At 73.2% G+C, this 14,010-nt stretch carries 15 protein-coding genes; 11 read left to right on the top strand and 4 right to left on the bottom strand.

Annotated elements, in window-relative coordinates; all coding sequences use genetic code 11:
* The first annotated feature begins 93 nt into the window (after window positions 1-93).
* From hemE to hemL, 11 genes are all read left to right on the top strand, one after another.
* Entirely contained in the window at window positions 94-1,161 is a 1,068-nt protein-coding gene (gene hemE / locus HQQ78_RS13360) for a uroporphyrinogen decarboxylase (RefSeq protein ID WP_371740438.1), read from the top strand.
* Window positions 1,158-2,522 carry an FAD-dependent oxidoreductase gene (locus tag HQQ78_RS13355; protein WP_342211860.1) on the top strand — a complete coding sequence of 455 codons (1,365 nt, stop codon included), beginning with the start codon at window positions 1,158-1,160 and terminating at the stop codon, window positions 2,520-2,522. Before hemE ends, HQQ78_RS13355 begins: the two co-directional genes overlap by 4 nt.
* 117 nt (window positions 2,523-2,639) lie before the next feature.
* Window positions 2,640-2,888 carry a hypothetical protein gene (locus HQQ78_RS13350; RefSeq protein WP_043595360.1) on the top strand — a complete coding sequence of 83 codons (249 nt, stop codon included), beginning with the start codon at window positions 2,640-2,642 and terminating at the stop codon, window positions 2,886-2,888.
* On the top strand, window positions 2,885-3,334 hold the full coding sequence (locus HQQ78_RS13345; RefSeq protein ID WP_054147459.1) for a phage holin family protein: 450 nt from the start codon (window positions 2,885-2,887) through the stop codon (window positions 3,332-3,334). The genes HQQ78_RS13350 and HQQ78_RS13345 overlap by 4 nt, the downstream gene beginning before the upstream one ends.
* Before the next feature lie 47 nt (window positions 3,335-3,381).
* The gene (locus tag HQQ78_RS13340) at window positions 3,382-3,609 is read left to right on the top strand and encodes a DUF3618 domain-containing protein (RefSeq protein ID WP_043595223.1); all 228 of its coding nucleotides are present in this window, start codon (window positions 3,382-3,384) and stop codon (window positions 3,607-3,609) included.
* 112 nt (window positions 3,610-3,721) lie between these two features.
* The gene (gene hemQ, locus HQQ78_RS16015; protein ID WP_082460100.1) at window positions 3,722-4,495 is read left to right on the top strand and encodes a hydrogen peroxide-dependent heme synthase; all 774 of its coding nucleotides are present in this window, start codon (window positions 3,722-3,724) and stop codon (window positions 4,493-4,495) included.
* Entirely contained in the window at window positions 4,492-5,715 is a 1,224-nt protein-coding gene (locus HQQ78_RS13330; RefSeq protein WP_123571139.1) for a ferrochelatase, read from the top strand. The genes hemQ and HQQ78_RS13330 overlap by 4 nt, the downstream gene beginning before the upstream one ends.
* A 4-nt stretch (window positions 5,716-5,719) precedes the next feature.
* Window positions 5,720-6,706 (top strand): hydroxymethylbilane synthase, encoded by a 987-nt coding sequence (hemC, locus tag HQQ78_RS13325; protein ID WP_173153960.1) that lies wholly within the window; start codon window positions 5,720-5,722, stop codon window positions 6,704-6,706.
* Window positions 6,703-7,494 (top strand): uroporphyrinogen-III synthase, encoded by a 792-nt coding sequence (locus HQQ78_RS13320; protein WP_043595220.1) that lies wholly within the window; start codon window positions 6,703-6,705, stop codon window positions 7,492-7,494. Before hemC ends, HQQ78_RS13320 begins: the two co-directional genes overlap by 4 nt.
* Window positions 7,494-8,483 (top strand): porphobilinogen synthase, encoded by a 990-nt coding sequence (gene hemB / locus HQQ78_RS13315; protein ID WP_173153957.1) that lies wholly within the window; start codon window positions 7,494-7,496, stop codon window positions 8,481-8,483. The genes HQQ78_RS13320 and hemB overlap by 1 nt, the downstream gene beginning before the upstream one ends.
* Complete coding sequence (gene hemL, locus HQQ78_RS13310) at window positions 8,483-9,826, top strand: glutamate-1-semialdehyde 2,1-aminomutase (RefSeq protein WP_173153953.1); 1,344 nt, start codon at window positions 8,483-8,485, stop codon at window positions 9,824-9,826. The genes hemB and hemL overlap by 1 nt, the downstream gene beginning before the upstream one ends.
* Window positions 9,827-9,956: 130 nt before the next feature.
* Here the strand turns inward: hemL and HQQ78_RS13305 are convergent, their stop codons facing one another.
* The 4 genes from HQQ78_RS13305 to HQQ78_RS13290 form a co-directional block, all read right to left on the bottom strand.
* Window positions 9,957-10,772, bottom strand: coding sequence for an ABC transporter ATP-binding protein (locus tag HQQ78_RS13305; RefSeq protein WP_371740440.1), 816 nt, complete (start codon window positions 10,770-10,772; stop codon window positions 9,957-9,959).
* Window positions 10,769-11,458 carry a GntR family transcriptional regulator gene (locus tag HQQ78_RS13300; RefSeq protein ID WP_123571143.1) on the bottom strand — a complete coding sequence of 230 codons (690 nt, stop codon included), beginning with the start codon at window positions 11,456-11,458 and terminating at the stop codon, window positions 10,769-10,771. Before HQQ78_RS13300 ends, HQQ78_RS13305 begins: the two co-directional genes overlap by 4 nt.
* 149 nt (window positions 11,459-11,607) lie before the next feature.
* On the bottom strand, window positions 11,608-12,588 hold the full coding sequence (locus HQQ78_RS13295; RefSeq protein WP_173153950.1) for an MDR family oxidoreductase: 981 nt from the start codon (window positions 12,586-12,588) through the stop codon (window positions 11,608-11,610).
* 24 nt (window positions 12,589-12,612) lie between these two features.
* Complete coding sequence (locus HQQ78_RS13290; RefSeq protein WP_056044120.1) at window positions 12,613-14,010, bottom strand: SPFH domain-containing protein; 1,398 nt, start codon at window positions 14,008-14,010, stop codon at window positions 12,613-12,615.

The following is a 14,010-nucleotide window of genomic DNA, read 5'->3' as shown; positions in this document are numbered from 1 at the left end:
CGAGGCGATCCGACCGGGACGGTCCCGCCGTGGCGGGGCCGGCCGCGGGTCGCCTCGACGCGACGTCCAGCGGGCGATGGGACAATCGACCACGTGACCCAGACCTCCGCCCTGCCCGAGCAGCACCCGCTGGCCGCCGGCCTCACGACGCGTTCACCGCTGGTCCGTGCCCTGCGCGGCGACCGGCCCGAGACGCTGCCGGTGTGGTTCATGCGCCAGGCGGGGCGCTCGCTTCCCGAGTACCGCGAGCTGCGCGTCGGCACCGCCATGCTCGACGCCTGCCTCACGCCCGACCTGGCGAGCGAGATCACGCTGCAGCCGGTCCGCCGTCACGGCGTCGACGCGGGCATCTTCTTCAGCGACATCGTCGTGCCGATCAAGCTGGCCGGCGTCTCGGTCGACATCGTCCCGGGTCGTGGTCCGGTGCTCGAGACGCCGATCCGCACGGCGGCCGACGTCGCGGCCCTGCGGCCGATCGACCCGGAGGCGCTGGCCCCGATCGCCGCGGGCGTCGCCCAGACCGTCGCGCAGCTGGGCAGCACGCCGCTGATCGGGTTCGCCGGCGCCCCCTTCACCCTCGCCGCCTACCTCGTCGAGGGCGGGCCGTCGAAGGACCACATGCGCGCCCGTGCCCTCATGCACGGCGATCCCGAGACATGGGACGCCCTGCTCACCTGGGCCGCGGACGTGACCGGCGCCTTCCTGCGGGCGCAGGTTCTCGCGGGGGCGAGCGCCGCCCAGTTGTTCGACTCGTGGGTCGGGTCGCTCTCGCTGGCCGACTACACCGCGCACGTCGCCCGCCACTCGGCCCGTGCCCTCTCGCACGTCGCCGACCTCGACGTGCCCCGCATCCACTTCGGAGTGGGCAGCGGCGAGGTGCTGGCCGCCATGCGCGACGTCGGCACCGACGCCGTCGGGGTCGACTGGCGCATCCCGCTCGACGAGGCCTCGCGTCGCCTCGGTGGCTCCACACCGGTGCAGGGCAACATCGACCCCGCCATGCTCCAGGCGCCGTGGGCCGTGCTCGAGGCGCACGTCCGCGACGTGGTCGAGCGTGGTCGGGCGGCCCCGGCGCACGTGCTCAACCTCGGCCACGGCGTCAGCCCCGACACCGACCCCGACGTGCTCACCCGCATCGTCGAGCTCGCGCACACGCTGTGACCCCGCCCGTCGTCACCCCGAGCGGCGTCGTCGACGTCGCCGTGGTGGGCGGCGGCATGGGCGGCATCGTGCTCGCCCGTGACCTGGCCGCCGCCGGGTTGGGCGTCGTGCTGTTCGAGGCATCCGACCGACTGGGCGGCGAGGTCTCGCGACACGTGGTCGCCGGCATCGCACTCGACGCCGGGGCCGAGAGCTTCGCGACCCGGGGCGGCACGGTCGCCGGTTTCGCCACCGAACTCGGCCTCGGCGACGACATCGTCCTGCCCGATCCCCGCGGAGCCTGGCTGCACGAGGCCGACGGCGAGTCATTCCCCATCCCGCGCACGGGGCTGCTCGGCATCCCCGGCGACCCGTCCGCCGCCGACGTGCGAGCCGTCGTCGGCGAGGCCGGCGTGACCCGCGCGCTCGCGGACGCCGACCTGCCCGCCGAGATCGGGGCCGAAGAAACCACCCTGGGGGGTCTCGTCAGGGCGCGCATGGGTGACGAGGTCGTCGACCGGCTCGTCAGTCCCATCGTCTCGGGCGTCCACTCGCTCCACCCCGACCTGCTCGCCGTCGACCGCGTGGCCCCCGGGCTGCGCTCGGCCCTCCAGCGCGAGGGCAGCCTCGCCGCCGCCGTGCTCGGACTGCGCGCCCTCGCCCCGGCCGGCTCGGCGGTGGCGGGCATCCGCGGCGGCCTCGCCCGGCTGGTCGACCCGATCGTCGCCGACCTCCAGCGGCACGGCGTCGACGTCCGCCTCGGCACCCGTGTGCGTTCGATCGACGAGACCGGCGTCGAGACCGCGGGCGGTGAGCACGTCCGGGCGAGACAGGTCGTGCTGGCCGTCGGGGACCACGACGCGGTGGCCCTGACGACCCGCGCCTCCTCGGTGCCGCCCGGAGCGATCACCCTCGCGACCCTCGTCGTCGACCGGTCGGAGCTCGACGCGGCGCCCCGGGGCACGGGCGTCCTCGTCGCCCCCGGCTCGACCGGACTCCGGGCCAAGGCCCTCACCCACGCGACCGTCAAATGGAGCTGGCTGGCCGAGCTCGCCGGGGGACGCCACGTGCTCCGGCTCAGCTTCGACTCGCCCGTCGTCGACCGCGACACACCCGACGCCGAGGTGCGGGACGCGGCGCTCGCCGACGCCTCGACCCTGCTCGGCGTCGACCTCGCCGCGCGCCACCTGGTCGGCTTCGGCCGGGCCACCTGGGACGCCCCGCGCCGGGCCGAGGCGGCGGTCGTCACCGAGCCCGTGGTCGAGGTCGTCCAGGCAGGAGGCGCGGTGGCGGGACGGGGGCTCGCCGCGATCATCGCCCACTCGCGTCGTCAGGCCGCCACCCTCGTGGCGGCGCTGTCGGCGCCCCCGTCCCGCGACTGAGGCCCCGGGGTCGGACCGCTTCGGTCCGGCGCGGGCGTCGGGCACCCGCCTCGGGCTACATTGGAGGGACGTGTGCGGCACATGCCGTCGCGCGTACGACCACGAATGGAGTCCCCCGTGCGAGGCAAACTGATCTTCGTCGCCGGAGCCGCTGTCGGATTCGTGCTGGGCGCCCGCGCCGGCCACGACCGGTACGAGCAGATCACCGAGAGGGCGTCCAAGGTCTGGAACAGCCGGGCCGTGCAGCGCCAGGTCGCCAAGGGCCAGGACTTCGCCGGTGCCAAGACGGCCGACGGCGTGGACGCCGTCGTCACCGGCATCACCCGGGGCATCTCCAAGGCCTTCGGCGGCGGCCGCAAGAAATGACCGACTCGACGCGCAGCGACAAGGTGAGGCACAAGACCAGGCCGCGGTCGCTCTTCGCCCTGGTGCAGGACGTCCCGACGCTGGTCACCGACCTGGTCAAGGGTGAGCTGGCCCTGCTCAAGTACGAGGTCATCGGCACGCTCAAGGCCTTCGGCATCGGTGCCGGCTTCCTGGTCGGGGCCCTGGTCTTCGTCTTCGCGATGCTCGGCGTCCTCCTGACCGGCATCGTCCTGCTGCTCGCCATCTGGCTTCCCGGCTGGGCGTCGGCACTCATCGTCGCCGGCGTGCTGTTGCTCGTCGCCGCCCTGCTCGCGTTCCTCGGGTACAAGGCGATCAAGAAGGGGCTCCCGGCGGTCCCCGAGAAGACCATCGCGAGCCTCAAGGCCGACCTCAAGGCCGTCAAGGGCGTGGGGTCGATCCCCGGCGCCCGCCTCGACGAGCGTTGACGCGCCTCCTCGACACCCCCACCCTTCCCGTTCCCGACAGGAGCACCGTGAGCGACAGCAGCGACATCCAGGCCCACATCGACCGCACGCGCGCCGAGCTCGCCGCGACCCTCAACGAACTCGAGGACAAGCTGAACGTGCCCAAGCAGTTGGGCATCGCCGGGCACCGCGCCAAGGCCTCGTTCGACCGCGACAAGACCCCGTGGCTCGCCGCCGCCGGGGCGGGAGCGCTGGCCGTCGCGGGCGTCGTCGTCGCGGTCGTCAAGCGCCGCTGACCGCTCGCCCGGCTCGCCGGTCGGCTCGACCGCCGGCGGGCACCGGGTGCCGTTCGCTCGACCGGGAGCAACCTGGTTGGGCTCCCAGCGTGCCGAGAGGGAGAATGGCTGCATGAGTTCCAGCGCCGACGCGGCAGCGCCCGTACTGCCGACGTCCGATTCATCCGCAGCACCCGTCCAGACCGAGTCCGACGACGCCGCGGCGAGCACACCGCCACCCGTCGAACGCCTCGGCTACACGCTCTGGGCCGTGCTGCGACGCGACCCGCAGAACCCCTACGCCCCCGAGCTCGACGACGTCCCGCAGCTCGACGCGGTCGTCGACGCCCTGGCGGGTCTCGGCGTGACCGTCCGTGGCTTCTACGACGTCAGCGCCCTGCGGGCCGACGCCGACATCATGATCTGGCTGCACGGCGAGGTGCCCGAGGCCGTCCAGTCGGCCTACCGGCAGCTGCTGCGCACCGACGTGCTGGGCGGCCTGCTGCCCACCTGGAACGCCATGGGCATGCACCGCGAGGCCGAGTTCTCGCGCAACCACAGCCCGGCCTTCATGCGGGGCAAGGCACCCGAGACCTGGTTGACGGTGTACCCGTTCGTGCGCAGCTACGAGTGGTACCTGCTGCCCGAGGCCGAGCGCCGTCAGATGCTCGCCGAGCACGGCAAGCAGGGCTCCGAGCACCGCGCGGTGCTGACGAACACCGTCGCCAGCTTCTCGCTCGGCGACTACGAGTGGATCCTCGCCCTCGAGGCTCCCGAGCTCGTGCAACTGGTCGACCTCATGCGCGACCTGCGCTACACCGAGGCCCGCCGCCACGTCCGCGAAGAGATCCCGTTCTTCACGGGCCGACGCATCCCCACCACCGACATCATCGAGGTCTTGTCGTGACCGACACCAGCAACATCACCAACGGGCAGCTCGTCCGCAACGCCACCCCCGCCGCGGCCTCCGGCCCCGAGCACGTCTCCGAGCCGACCGACTACGACGCCATCCTGCTGGCCGGCTTCGGCGGGCCCGAGGGGCAGGACGACGTCATCCCGTTCCTGCGCAACGTCACGCGCGGTCGGGGCATCCCCGAAGAGCGGCTCGAAGAGGTCGCGACGCACTACCGCCACTTCGGCGGCGTCAGCCCGATCAACGAGCACAACCGCGAGCTCAAGGCCGCCCTCGAGGCCGAGCTCGAGCGTCGCGGCATCGACCTGCCGGTCATCTGGGGCAACCGCAACTGGCAGCCCTACATGGCCGACGCCGTGCGCGAGGCCGACGAGCGCGGGTTCCGCAAGCTCATCGCGGTCGCGACCAGCGCCTACTCGTCCTACAGCTCGTGCCGCCAGTACCGCGAGGACTTCGCCATGGCGCTCGACGCCACCGGCCTCGAGGGCACCATGCAGATCGACAAGGTCCGCCAGTTCTTCGACCACCCCGGTTTCGTCCAGCCGTTCATCGACGGCGTGCGCGACGCGCTCGTCGCGGCTCGCGCCGAGAACGAGGGGCTCGACCTCTCGACCGAGGTCCAGGTGCTCTTCGCGACGCACTCGATCCCGTCGACCGACGCGGCCAAGAGCGGCCCCCAGGCGCGCGGCTTCGACGCCGACGGCGCCTACGCCGCCCAGCACAAGGCCGTCGCCGAGGTCGTCATGGCCGCGGCCGAGGCCGCCCTCGACCTCGACCTGCCCGAAGGGGGCGGCACCACCGTCCCCTGGCAGCTCGTCTACCAGTCGCGCAGCGGCCCGCCCTCGATGCCGTGGCTCGAGCCCGACATCAACGACGCCATCGACGACCTGGCCGGCGGTCCGACCCGCGCCGTCGTCATCGTGCCGCTCGGGTTCGTCAGTGACCACATGGAGGTCATGTGGGACCTCGACAACGAGGCGATGGAGACCAGCGAGAAGAACGGTTTCTGGGCGACGCGCACCCCGACGCCGGGCATCGACCCGAACTACGTCACCGGGCTCGTCGACCTCGTGCTCGAGCGTCGTGACGGCGTCCCCGCCGAGGACCGCCCCCACGTGACCGACCTCGGGCCCTGGTACGACGTCTGCCGTCCCGGCTGCTGCGAGAACGTGCGACTGGGCTTCAAGCCCGCCTTGTCCGGCCTGGTCCCCTGACCCCGTGGCGACCATCCGCATCGGAACTCGGGGCAGCGCGCTGGCCGTCGCCCAGTCGACCACCGTCGCCGACCGCATCGCGGCCGCGACCGGCCACGACGTCGAACTCGTCCGCATCAAGACCGAGGGGGACCGCTCGCAGGGCACCGGCGAGTCGCTGGCGTCGCTCGGGGGCACCGGCGTGTTCGCCAGCGCCCTGCGCGAGGCGCTCCTCGCGGACGAGTGCGACGCCCTCGTGCACTCGCTCAAAGACCTCCCCACCGCCACGCACCCCGGTCTCGTCATCGGGGCGACGCCCGGTCGGGCGGATGCCCGCGACGCCCTCTGCGCGCGCGACGGGCTGACCCTCGAAGGACTGCCCCAGGGTGCCCGCGTCGGCACGGGATCGCCGCGTCGTGCCGCCCAGCTGCTCTCGCGACGTCCCGACCTCGAGGTCGTCGACATCCGCGGCAACGTCGACACGCGGCTCGGTCGCGTCGGCGTCGACCTCGACGCCGTCCTGCTCAGCGCGGCGGGTCTCGGCCGCCTGGGACGCCTCGACGCGGCGACCGAACTGCTGGGGCTCGGCTTCTGGCCCAGTGCGCCCGGCCAGGGCTCGCTCGCCGTCGAGGTCCGCGAAGGCGACCCCGACGAGGCGCTCGCCCGCGGTCTGGCCGCCATCGAGGACGAAGAGACGCGCCTCGTGGTGACGGCCGAGCGAGCCGTGCTGGCCGGACTCGAGGCCGGTTGCGCGGCACCCGTCGGTGCCAGTGCCGTCGTCGACGCCGGGTTGCTGCTGCTCAGTGCGACCGTCTACAGCCCCGACGGCGGCCGACGCCTCAGCTCGTCGCACGCCGTCTCCCTCGACGACGGTCCGCTCGTCGCGCGCCTCGCCGACGTCCACGAGGTCGCCGGCCGTGTCGTCGACGAGCTGCTCGACTCCGGTGCGGCCGAGTTCGCCCCGTTGGGCGGCGGACCGGCCGGCGGTGACCCCCTGGGCAGCGCCTCGTGACCGCCGACAAGCCACTCAAGGGCGTGCGCGTCCTGGTGCCGCGCGGTGGCAAGTGGGGCGACGGGGTCGCGGCCTCGCTCCGGTCGCGCGGTGCCGCCCCGGTGATCGCCCCCCTCATCAACTTCGCCCCGGCCGAGACGCCCGAGCTGCTCGCCGCGGCCCTGGCCCGCCTCGAGTCCGGCGTCTACGAGTGGCTCGTCGTCACGAGTGCCACCACGGTCGACGTCCTGGTCGGCAACGGCATCCGGCCCCCTGCCTCGACCCGGGTCGCCGCGGTCGGCGAGACCACCGCCGCCGCCCTGAGCCTGGCGGGCATCCGCGTCGACTTCGTCCCCGAGGGCGACAACTCGGCCCGCGGACTCGTGAAGGAGTGGCCGGCCGACGAGGTCACCGGTCGCGTGCTCGTCCCGCAGTCCGACCTCGCCGAGCCGACCCTCGTCGCCGGGCTGTCGGCCCGCGGGTTCGACGCCGAGTTCGTCTCGGCGTACCGCACGGTGGGCGTGCCCGTCTCGGCCGAGGTGCGCGACGGCGTCGCCGACGGTTCGATCGGCGTCCTGCTCGTGACCTCGGGCAGCGTCGCCCGGCAGATCGCCGCCCAGCTGGCGCCCCTGCCCCCGCAGACCCTCGTCGCGTGCATCGGCCCGCGCACCGCCTTCGACGCCCGTGCCGCGGGGCTGCCCGTGCACCTGATCGCCGAGACCCGATCGGCGGCCGCCCTCGTCGAGGCCGTGGTGGACCACGCCCTCGACGGCCCGTCCGCCGGAACGCCCCCCACCGAGAAGGACTGATGTCCGAATTCCCCCGAGTGCGGCCCCGCCGCCTCCGCGCCACCCCCGCCCTGCGTCGTCTGACCGCCGAGACGCGCCTGCACCCCGCCGACCTCGTCCTGCCGATGTTCGTCCGCGAGGGCATCGACGAGCCCACCCCGATCTCGTCCATGCCGGGCGTCGTCCACCACAGCCTGTCGAGCCTGCCCCGGGCCGTCGAGCAGGCCGCCGAGGCCGGTGTGGGGGGCATCATGCTCTTCGGGGTGCCCCTCGAGAAGGACGCCGTCGGGTCGGGTGCGACCGACCCCGAGGGCATCCTCAACGTGGCCACCCGCGTGGCCGTCGACGCCGCCCAGGGCGCGCTGGTCGTGCAGACCGACCTCTGCCTCGACGAGTTCACCGACCACGGCCACTGCGGCGTCCTCGCCGCCGACGGCTCGGTCGACAACGACGCCACCCTGGTCCGCTACGACGAGATGGCGGTCGTCCAGGCCGAGGCCGGGTCCCAGCTGATCGGCATGAGCGGCATGATGGACGGTCAGATCGGTTCGGCCCGCGACGCCCTCGACGCGGCCGGCTTCGGCGGCACGGCACTGCTCGCGTACGCCGCCAAGTACGCGTCGGCCTTCTACGGCCCCTTCCGCGAGGCCGTCCAGTCGACGCTGGTCGGCGACCGCCGCACGTACCAGATGGACGCCGCCAACGGGCGCGAGGGCCTGCGCGAGGTCGACCTCGACATCGCCGAGGGCGCCGACGTCGTCATGGTCAAGCCGGCGATGAGCTACCTCGACGTCCTCGCCGAGACGGCCGCGACGAGCACCGTCCCGGTGTGGGCGTACCAGATCAGCGGTGAGTACGCGATGATCCACGCGGCCGCCGCGAACGGCTGGATCGACCTCGACGCGGCGTCGTACGAGAGCGTCCTGTCGATCAAGCGGGCGGGTGCGGACGCGATCCTGACGTACTGGGCCACCGAACTGGCCACGCGCCTCCAGAAGGAGCGGTTCTGATGACCGAGCAGAGCAACGACACCTACTTCACCCGGGCCAAGCGGTCCATCCCGGGCGGCGTCAACTCGCCCGTCCGTGCGTACGGCTCCGTCGGCGGGACGCCACGGTTCCTCGTGGGTGCCAAGGGCGCCTACGTCACCGACGCCGAGGGACGCGACTACGTCGACCTCGTCGCCTCATGGGGTCCGGCGATCCTCGGGCATACCCACCCCGAGGTGCTCGAGGCCGTCCAGCAGGCGGCCGCGCGCGGCCTGTCGTTCGGGGCCTCGACGCCCGCCGAGACCGAACTCGCCGAGCTGGTCCGCGAACGCGTCGCCGTCGGCGACCAGCGGCCGATCGGCAAGCTGCGCATGGTGTCCACCGGCACCGAGGCGACCATGACGGCCATCCGCCTCGCCCGCGGCTACACCGGTCGCGACCTGCTCGTGAAGTTCGCCGGGCACTACCACGGGCACTCCGACTCGCTGCTGGCCGAGGCCGGCTCGGGCGTCGCGACCCTGTCGATGCCCGGCTCGGCCGGCATCACGGCCGAGACCGCCGCCCAGACGCTCGTCCTTCCCTACAACGACCTCGACGCCGTGCGTGCGGCCTTCGACGAGCACGGCCCGCGCATCGCCGCCGTCATCGTCGAGGCCGCCGCCGCCAACATGGGCGTGCTCGCGCCGCAGCGGGGCTTCAACCGCAGCCTGTCCGAGATCACGCGACGCCACGGCTCGCTGCTGATCGTCGACGAGGTGCTCACCGGCTTCCGCGTGGGACGCGCGGGCTGGTGGGGTCTCGAGGCCGCTCGGGTCGTCCCGGACGGCGCCGGGTGGGAGCCCGACCTCATCACGTTCGGCAAGGTCATCGGCGGGGGCATGCCGCTCGCCGCCCTGGGCGGTCGCGCCGAGGTGATGGACTTCCTCGCCCCGCTGGGGCCGGTCTACCAGGCGGGCACGCTCAGCGGCAACCCGGTGGCCGTCGCCGCCGGCATCGCCACGCTCAGGCTCGCGACGCCCGAGGTCTACGCCCGGCTCGACACCGTCGCCGACCAGTTGTCGGCCGGCGTCTCCGCCGCCCTGTCCGCCGAGGGCGTCGAGCACAGCGTCCAGCGCGCCGGGTCGCTCTTCTCGTTCGCCTTCACGCCGACGGCACCGAACGACTACGACGACGTCCGCGCCCAGCAGTCCTGGCGCTACCCGCCGTTCTTCCACGCCATGCTCGACGCCGGGGTCAACCTGCCCCCGTCGGTGTTCGAGGCGTGGTTCGTCACGGCGGCCCACGACGACGACGTGGTGTCGCGCATCCTCGACGCCGTGCCCGCCGCGGCCAAGGCCGCCGCAGCAGCCGAGGCGCCGCACTAGCCACCCCGGCCGGCCCGCCGGAGCCCGGCCGGCTCTTCGGCCCCGCTGGGCCCGGTCCGGCTGGGCCCGGTCCGGCTGGGCCCGGTCCGGCTGGGCCCGGCCCGGCCCGGCGTGCCGGCACGGCCGGAGGTCAGCGGCGGCGGGCGCGGGCCGACCAGCGGCCGTCGGCCCGATCGACGACGAGCGGGTGGTCGAACGCGCCCGACACGAGCTCGGACGTCAGCACGTCGTCGGCCCGTCCGGTGGCGAAGACCCGACCGTCGCGCAGGAGCAGGGCGTGCGACGTGCTGCTCGGCAGGTCCTCGAGGTGATGGGTCACCGTCACGGAGGACATCGCGCGGTGGGTCGTGCGCAGCTCGTCGACGGTGTCGAGCAGGTGCTCCCGCGCCGCGACGTCGAGTCCCGTCGCCGGTTCGTCGAGCAGCAGCAGGGCCGGCTGCGACACCAGGGCACGGGCGATCAGCGCCCGACCGCGTTCGCCCTGGGACAGCACGCTCCACCGTGCCGAGAGGCGGGACGAGAGACCGACGCTCGCGACGAGGTCGACGACCCGCGCCTCCTGCTCGTCGGTGGGCACCCAGCGGGGCACCGGGTCGCTGCTGCCCGTGAAGCCGGTCAGCACGACCTCGCGAACGGTGGCGTCGCCGACCATGCGATGGCGCGGATCGACGTGGCCGATGTGGCGACGCAGCTCGCTCAGTTCGACCCGCCCGAGGCGGCGGCCGAGGACGTCGACCGTGCCCGCGGTCGGGTGGCCGAGCGCACCGCACAACGTCAGCAGCGTCGTCTTGCCGGCTCCGTTGGGGCCGATCAGCGCCCAGTGCTGGCCGGAGTCGACGCGCAACGACACGTCGTGCAGCAGATCACGACCGCCCCGGGTCACCCGTGCAGCGACGACGTCGAGCACGGGCGGCACCGGGGCGGCCACGGAGGGGGCGACGGTCACGCGCGGTAGATGCCCGCCTCGCGCACCTGGTCGAACAGGCCCTGCAGGCGTGCGGGCTGCTCGCGCACGACGGCGGCGGCCGCCGCGGCGTCGTCCGCCTTCACGGCGTCGCGGAACGCCACGGTGAAGGCGTGCGCCTGCGGGAAGTCGAAGATGCCGTTGGCCGACGGACGACGCAGGAGCAGCAGGAGGCGCGGGCCGGTGTTCGACCACAGTCGCGTCAGGGACTCGCTGTCGGCCGCGGCCAGAAGGATCTCGTTGGCCCGCACGAGGCCCGCGATGTCTTCTTCCTTCTTCGCCTTGAAGGCCTTGGCCCGGGTGTCGAGGAGGCCGACGACCTCGGCACGCTGAGCCTTGTCGAGCTTGGGCACGGCCCGCTCGACGAAGAGGGACCAGACGGCGTAACCGACGTCGACGGTGTCGACGAACTCGCCGTAGGACGGGTCGACGATGCGCGTGTAGCGGTTGGCCTCGATGTCGACCAGGGCCTGGTCGGCGAGCTTGGCGATCGCCTCGCGGACGGGAGTGCGAGAGACGCCCAGCCAGGCCACGAGCTGGTCGTCGTTCAGGCGCTCACCGAACTCGAGGGTGCCGTCGATGATCGCGGCGAACATCTTGTCGTAGACGACATCGCGCAACAGGCGGCGCGGGGCGGGCGTCTGGTCGTCGTTCTGGGGGATCGGCATCGGGGGCCTCCGTCGTGTCTGCGGTCAGGTGCCGACGGTCGACGGCGCTCGGCACCGCGGTCGGTCGGTTCGTCGACCCGGCCCTGAACCGGTCGCCGACATGTCGAGCATAAACCCGAGGGCTGAGTACGTATGGGTGATCCGGAGTTCTAGATGTGCGATCCGCCGACGCGCACGACCGTCCGCCCCCGGGTCCGGCCCGCCAGGATCGCCTCGCCGGCGTCCACCACGTCGGCCAGGGCGACCTCGCCGGTCATCGAGTCGAGGAGGTCGAGGTCGAGGTCCCGAGCCAGTCGGTCCCAGGCGCGCTGGCGCAGGTCGAGCGGTGCCTCCACCGAGTTCACGCCGGCCAGGGTCACGCCCCGCAGGATGAACGGCAGCACCGTCGTCGGCAGGTCGGCGCCCTGGGCGAGCCCGCAGGCCGTGACGGTGCCACCCCAGCGGGTCTGGGCCAGGACGGTGGCGAGGGTGTGGCTCCCGACCGAGTCGACGCCGCCGGCCCAGCGGGCCCGCTGCATCGGCTTCCCCGCCCCGGACAGTTCGTCGCGGTCGACCAGGGCCGAGGCCCCGAGCGAGCGGAGGTAGTCGCCCTGCTCGGCGAGGCGACCCGAGGAGGCGCTGACCGAGTACCCGAGGCGGCTCAACACCGCGATCGCCACCGATCCGACGCCTCCGGCCGCACCGGTCACCACGACGTCGCCGTCGTCGGGGCCGACGTCGCGTTCGAGTCGGAGGACGCTCAGCATCGCCGTGAAACCCGCCGTGCCGATGGCGGCGGCGCGCCGCCCGTCGATGCCCGGGGGGAGCAGGACGGTGCTGCCCGGGTCGACCACGACGCGTTCGGCGAAGCCGCCCGCCTTCGTCTCGCCGTGGCCCGCACCGTTGACCAGCACCTCGTCGCCCGGTACGAAACGTGACGACCCCGAGGACGCCACGACGCCGACCAGGTCGATGCCGGGCACGAGAGGATCGACCCGGGCGACCCCGGGGTCACCGCGCAGGGCGAGACCGTCCTTGTAGTTGATGCCGGACCAGGTGACGTCGACGACGACGTCACCCGGCCCGGCGACCGGCTCGTCAAGCTCTCGGAGCTCGGCGGCCCTGTCCTTCTCGACCACGATCGCACGCATGCGACCGAGGTTACGCGGGTGCGGTCAGACGCGATCGACGGGGCCGGACGCCCCCGCCTTGCCCCCGAGGAACCCGCCCAGCGCACTGACGAGGTCGAGCCCCGTCGTGGCCTTCACGACGTCCTGCAGCTGCGTCATGTTGTTGGCGACCGACTTGGTCAGCTCGTTGGCACCGTCGGTCGACACCACCGTCAGGGCGTCGATGTTGCCCATCGGCGCCGCCATCTCGCGGGCGATCTCGGGCAGGCGCGAGATGACCTGCGAGGCGAGTGCCGCCTGGCCGAACTTGCCCTGCGCCTCGGCCAGCGCGTCCACGGCCTCGGCCTCGGCGAGACCCTTGGCCTTGATCGCCGCGGCCTCGGCGCGACCGGCGGCCTCGACGGCCGCGGCCTCGTTCTCGGCCGCGTTGCGGGCGGCGTCGGCGAGCTGGGTGCGGCGGAACGCCTCGGCCTCGACGGCGGCGTTGGCGGCGTCGCGCTCGGCCTCGGCGTTCTGCACGGACGCGTAGGCCGCGGCCTCGGCGGGCTGGCGCACCTCGATGTTGAGTCGCTCCTGGTTGACCTTGGCCTGCTCGGCCACGGCGATGCTCTCTTGTTCGGCGACCAGCTTGTCTTGCATGGCCCGGGCGAGCTCACCGGCGGCGGCGGCCTCGGCCTGGGCCCGGTCGGTCTCGGCCTTGATCTGGGCCTGGCGGACGTCGAGCTGCAGCTGACGCTCGGCCGTCTGCTGCGTGTTGCCGATGCGGGCCAGGGCGGCGATGCGCTCGGCCTCGGCCTCGGCCACGTCGGCGTTCTGCTTGGCGACGGCCGCCTCGGCGCGACCACGGTCGGCGAGGTAGGTGCTGCCCGGCGTCTCGATCTCGCGGATGTTCATGGTCTCGATCTGGAGGCCGAGCTCGGCGAGTTCGCCCTTGGTCTCGTTCACGGCGTCGGCGGCGAGGCGCGAGAAGTTCTTGACCAGGTCGTCGACCGGCTGGCCGCCGATGAGACCGCGGATCGACCCCTCGAGCGACTGCTGCACGATGACCGGGAGCTGCTGCTGCTGCAGCAGGTAGCGCTGGGCGGCGCGGCGCACCCCGTCTTCGGTGCCGGTCACCTTGAAGTTGACCGTGGCCTTCACGGCGGTGCGGATGTAGTTGGCGTCGATCGCCTGCACCTCGACCGGGGTCTGGTACTGCTCGAGCGACAGCTTGAAGCCCTCTTGGAAGATCGGCCAGACGAAGGTGCGGCCACCGATGATGACCTTCTGCGGGCTGGAGATGCCCCCGCCCTCGGACCGTTCGGCGCCACGGCCGACCACGATCAGGGCCTCGTTCGGCGGGACGCGACGGACGCGGCTGGCGACGAACGACAGCAGGGCGAGCACGATGACGACGGCGACGACGATGGCGACGACGCTGACGTTGGAGGAGATGAAGTCCAC

Origin of the sequence: Frigoribacterium sp. VKM Ac-2859 (assembly GCF_013204925.1) — a bacterium.
Classification (GTDB): Bacteria; Actinomycetota; Actinomycetes; order Actinomycetales; family Microbacteriaceae; genus Frigoribacterium.
The sequence above is the reverse complement of the archived record's forward strand: the minus strand, read 5'-3'. Positions and strand labels throughout refer to the sequence as shown.

What these genes read in the sequence shown, in the direction of transcription:
- HQQ78_RS13295 (WP_173153950.1), bottom strand. Translation starts at nt 12,588, where the DNA reads ATGCGTGCGATCGTGGTCGAGAAGGACAGGGCCGCCGAGCTCCGAGAG.
- hemQ (WP_082460100.1), top strand. Translation starts at nt 3,722, where the DNA reads ATGAGTTCCAGCGCCGACGCGGCAGCGCCCGTACTGCCGACGTCCGAT.
- hemB (WP_173153957.1), top strand. Translation starts at nt 7,494, where the DNA reads ATGTCCGAATTCCCCCGAGTGCGGCCCCGCCGCCTCCGCGCCACCCCC.
- HQQ78_RS13300 (WP_123571143.1), bottom strand. Translation starts at nt 11,458, where the DNA reads ATGCCGATCCCCCAGAACGACGACCAGACGCCCGCCCCGCGCCGCCTG.
- HQQ78_RS13345 (WP_054147459.1), top strand. Translation starts at nt 2,885, where the DNA reads ATGACCGACTCGACGCGCAGCGACAAGGTGAGGCACAAGACCAGGCCG.
- hemL (WP_173153953.1), top strand. Translation starts at nt 8,483, where the DNA reads ATGACCGAGCAGAGCAACGACACCTACTTCACCCGGGCCAAGCGGTCC.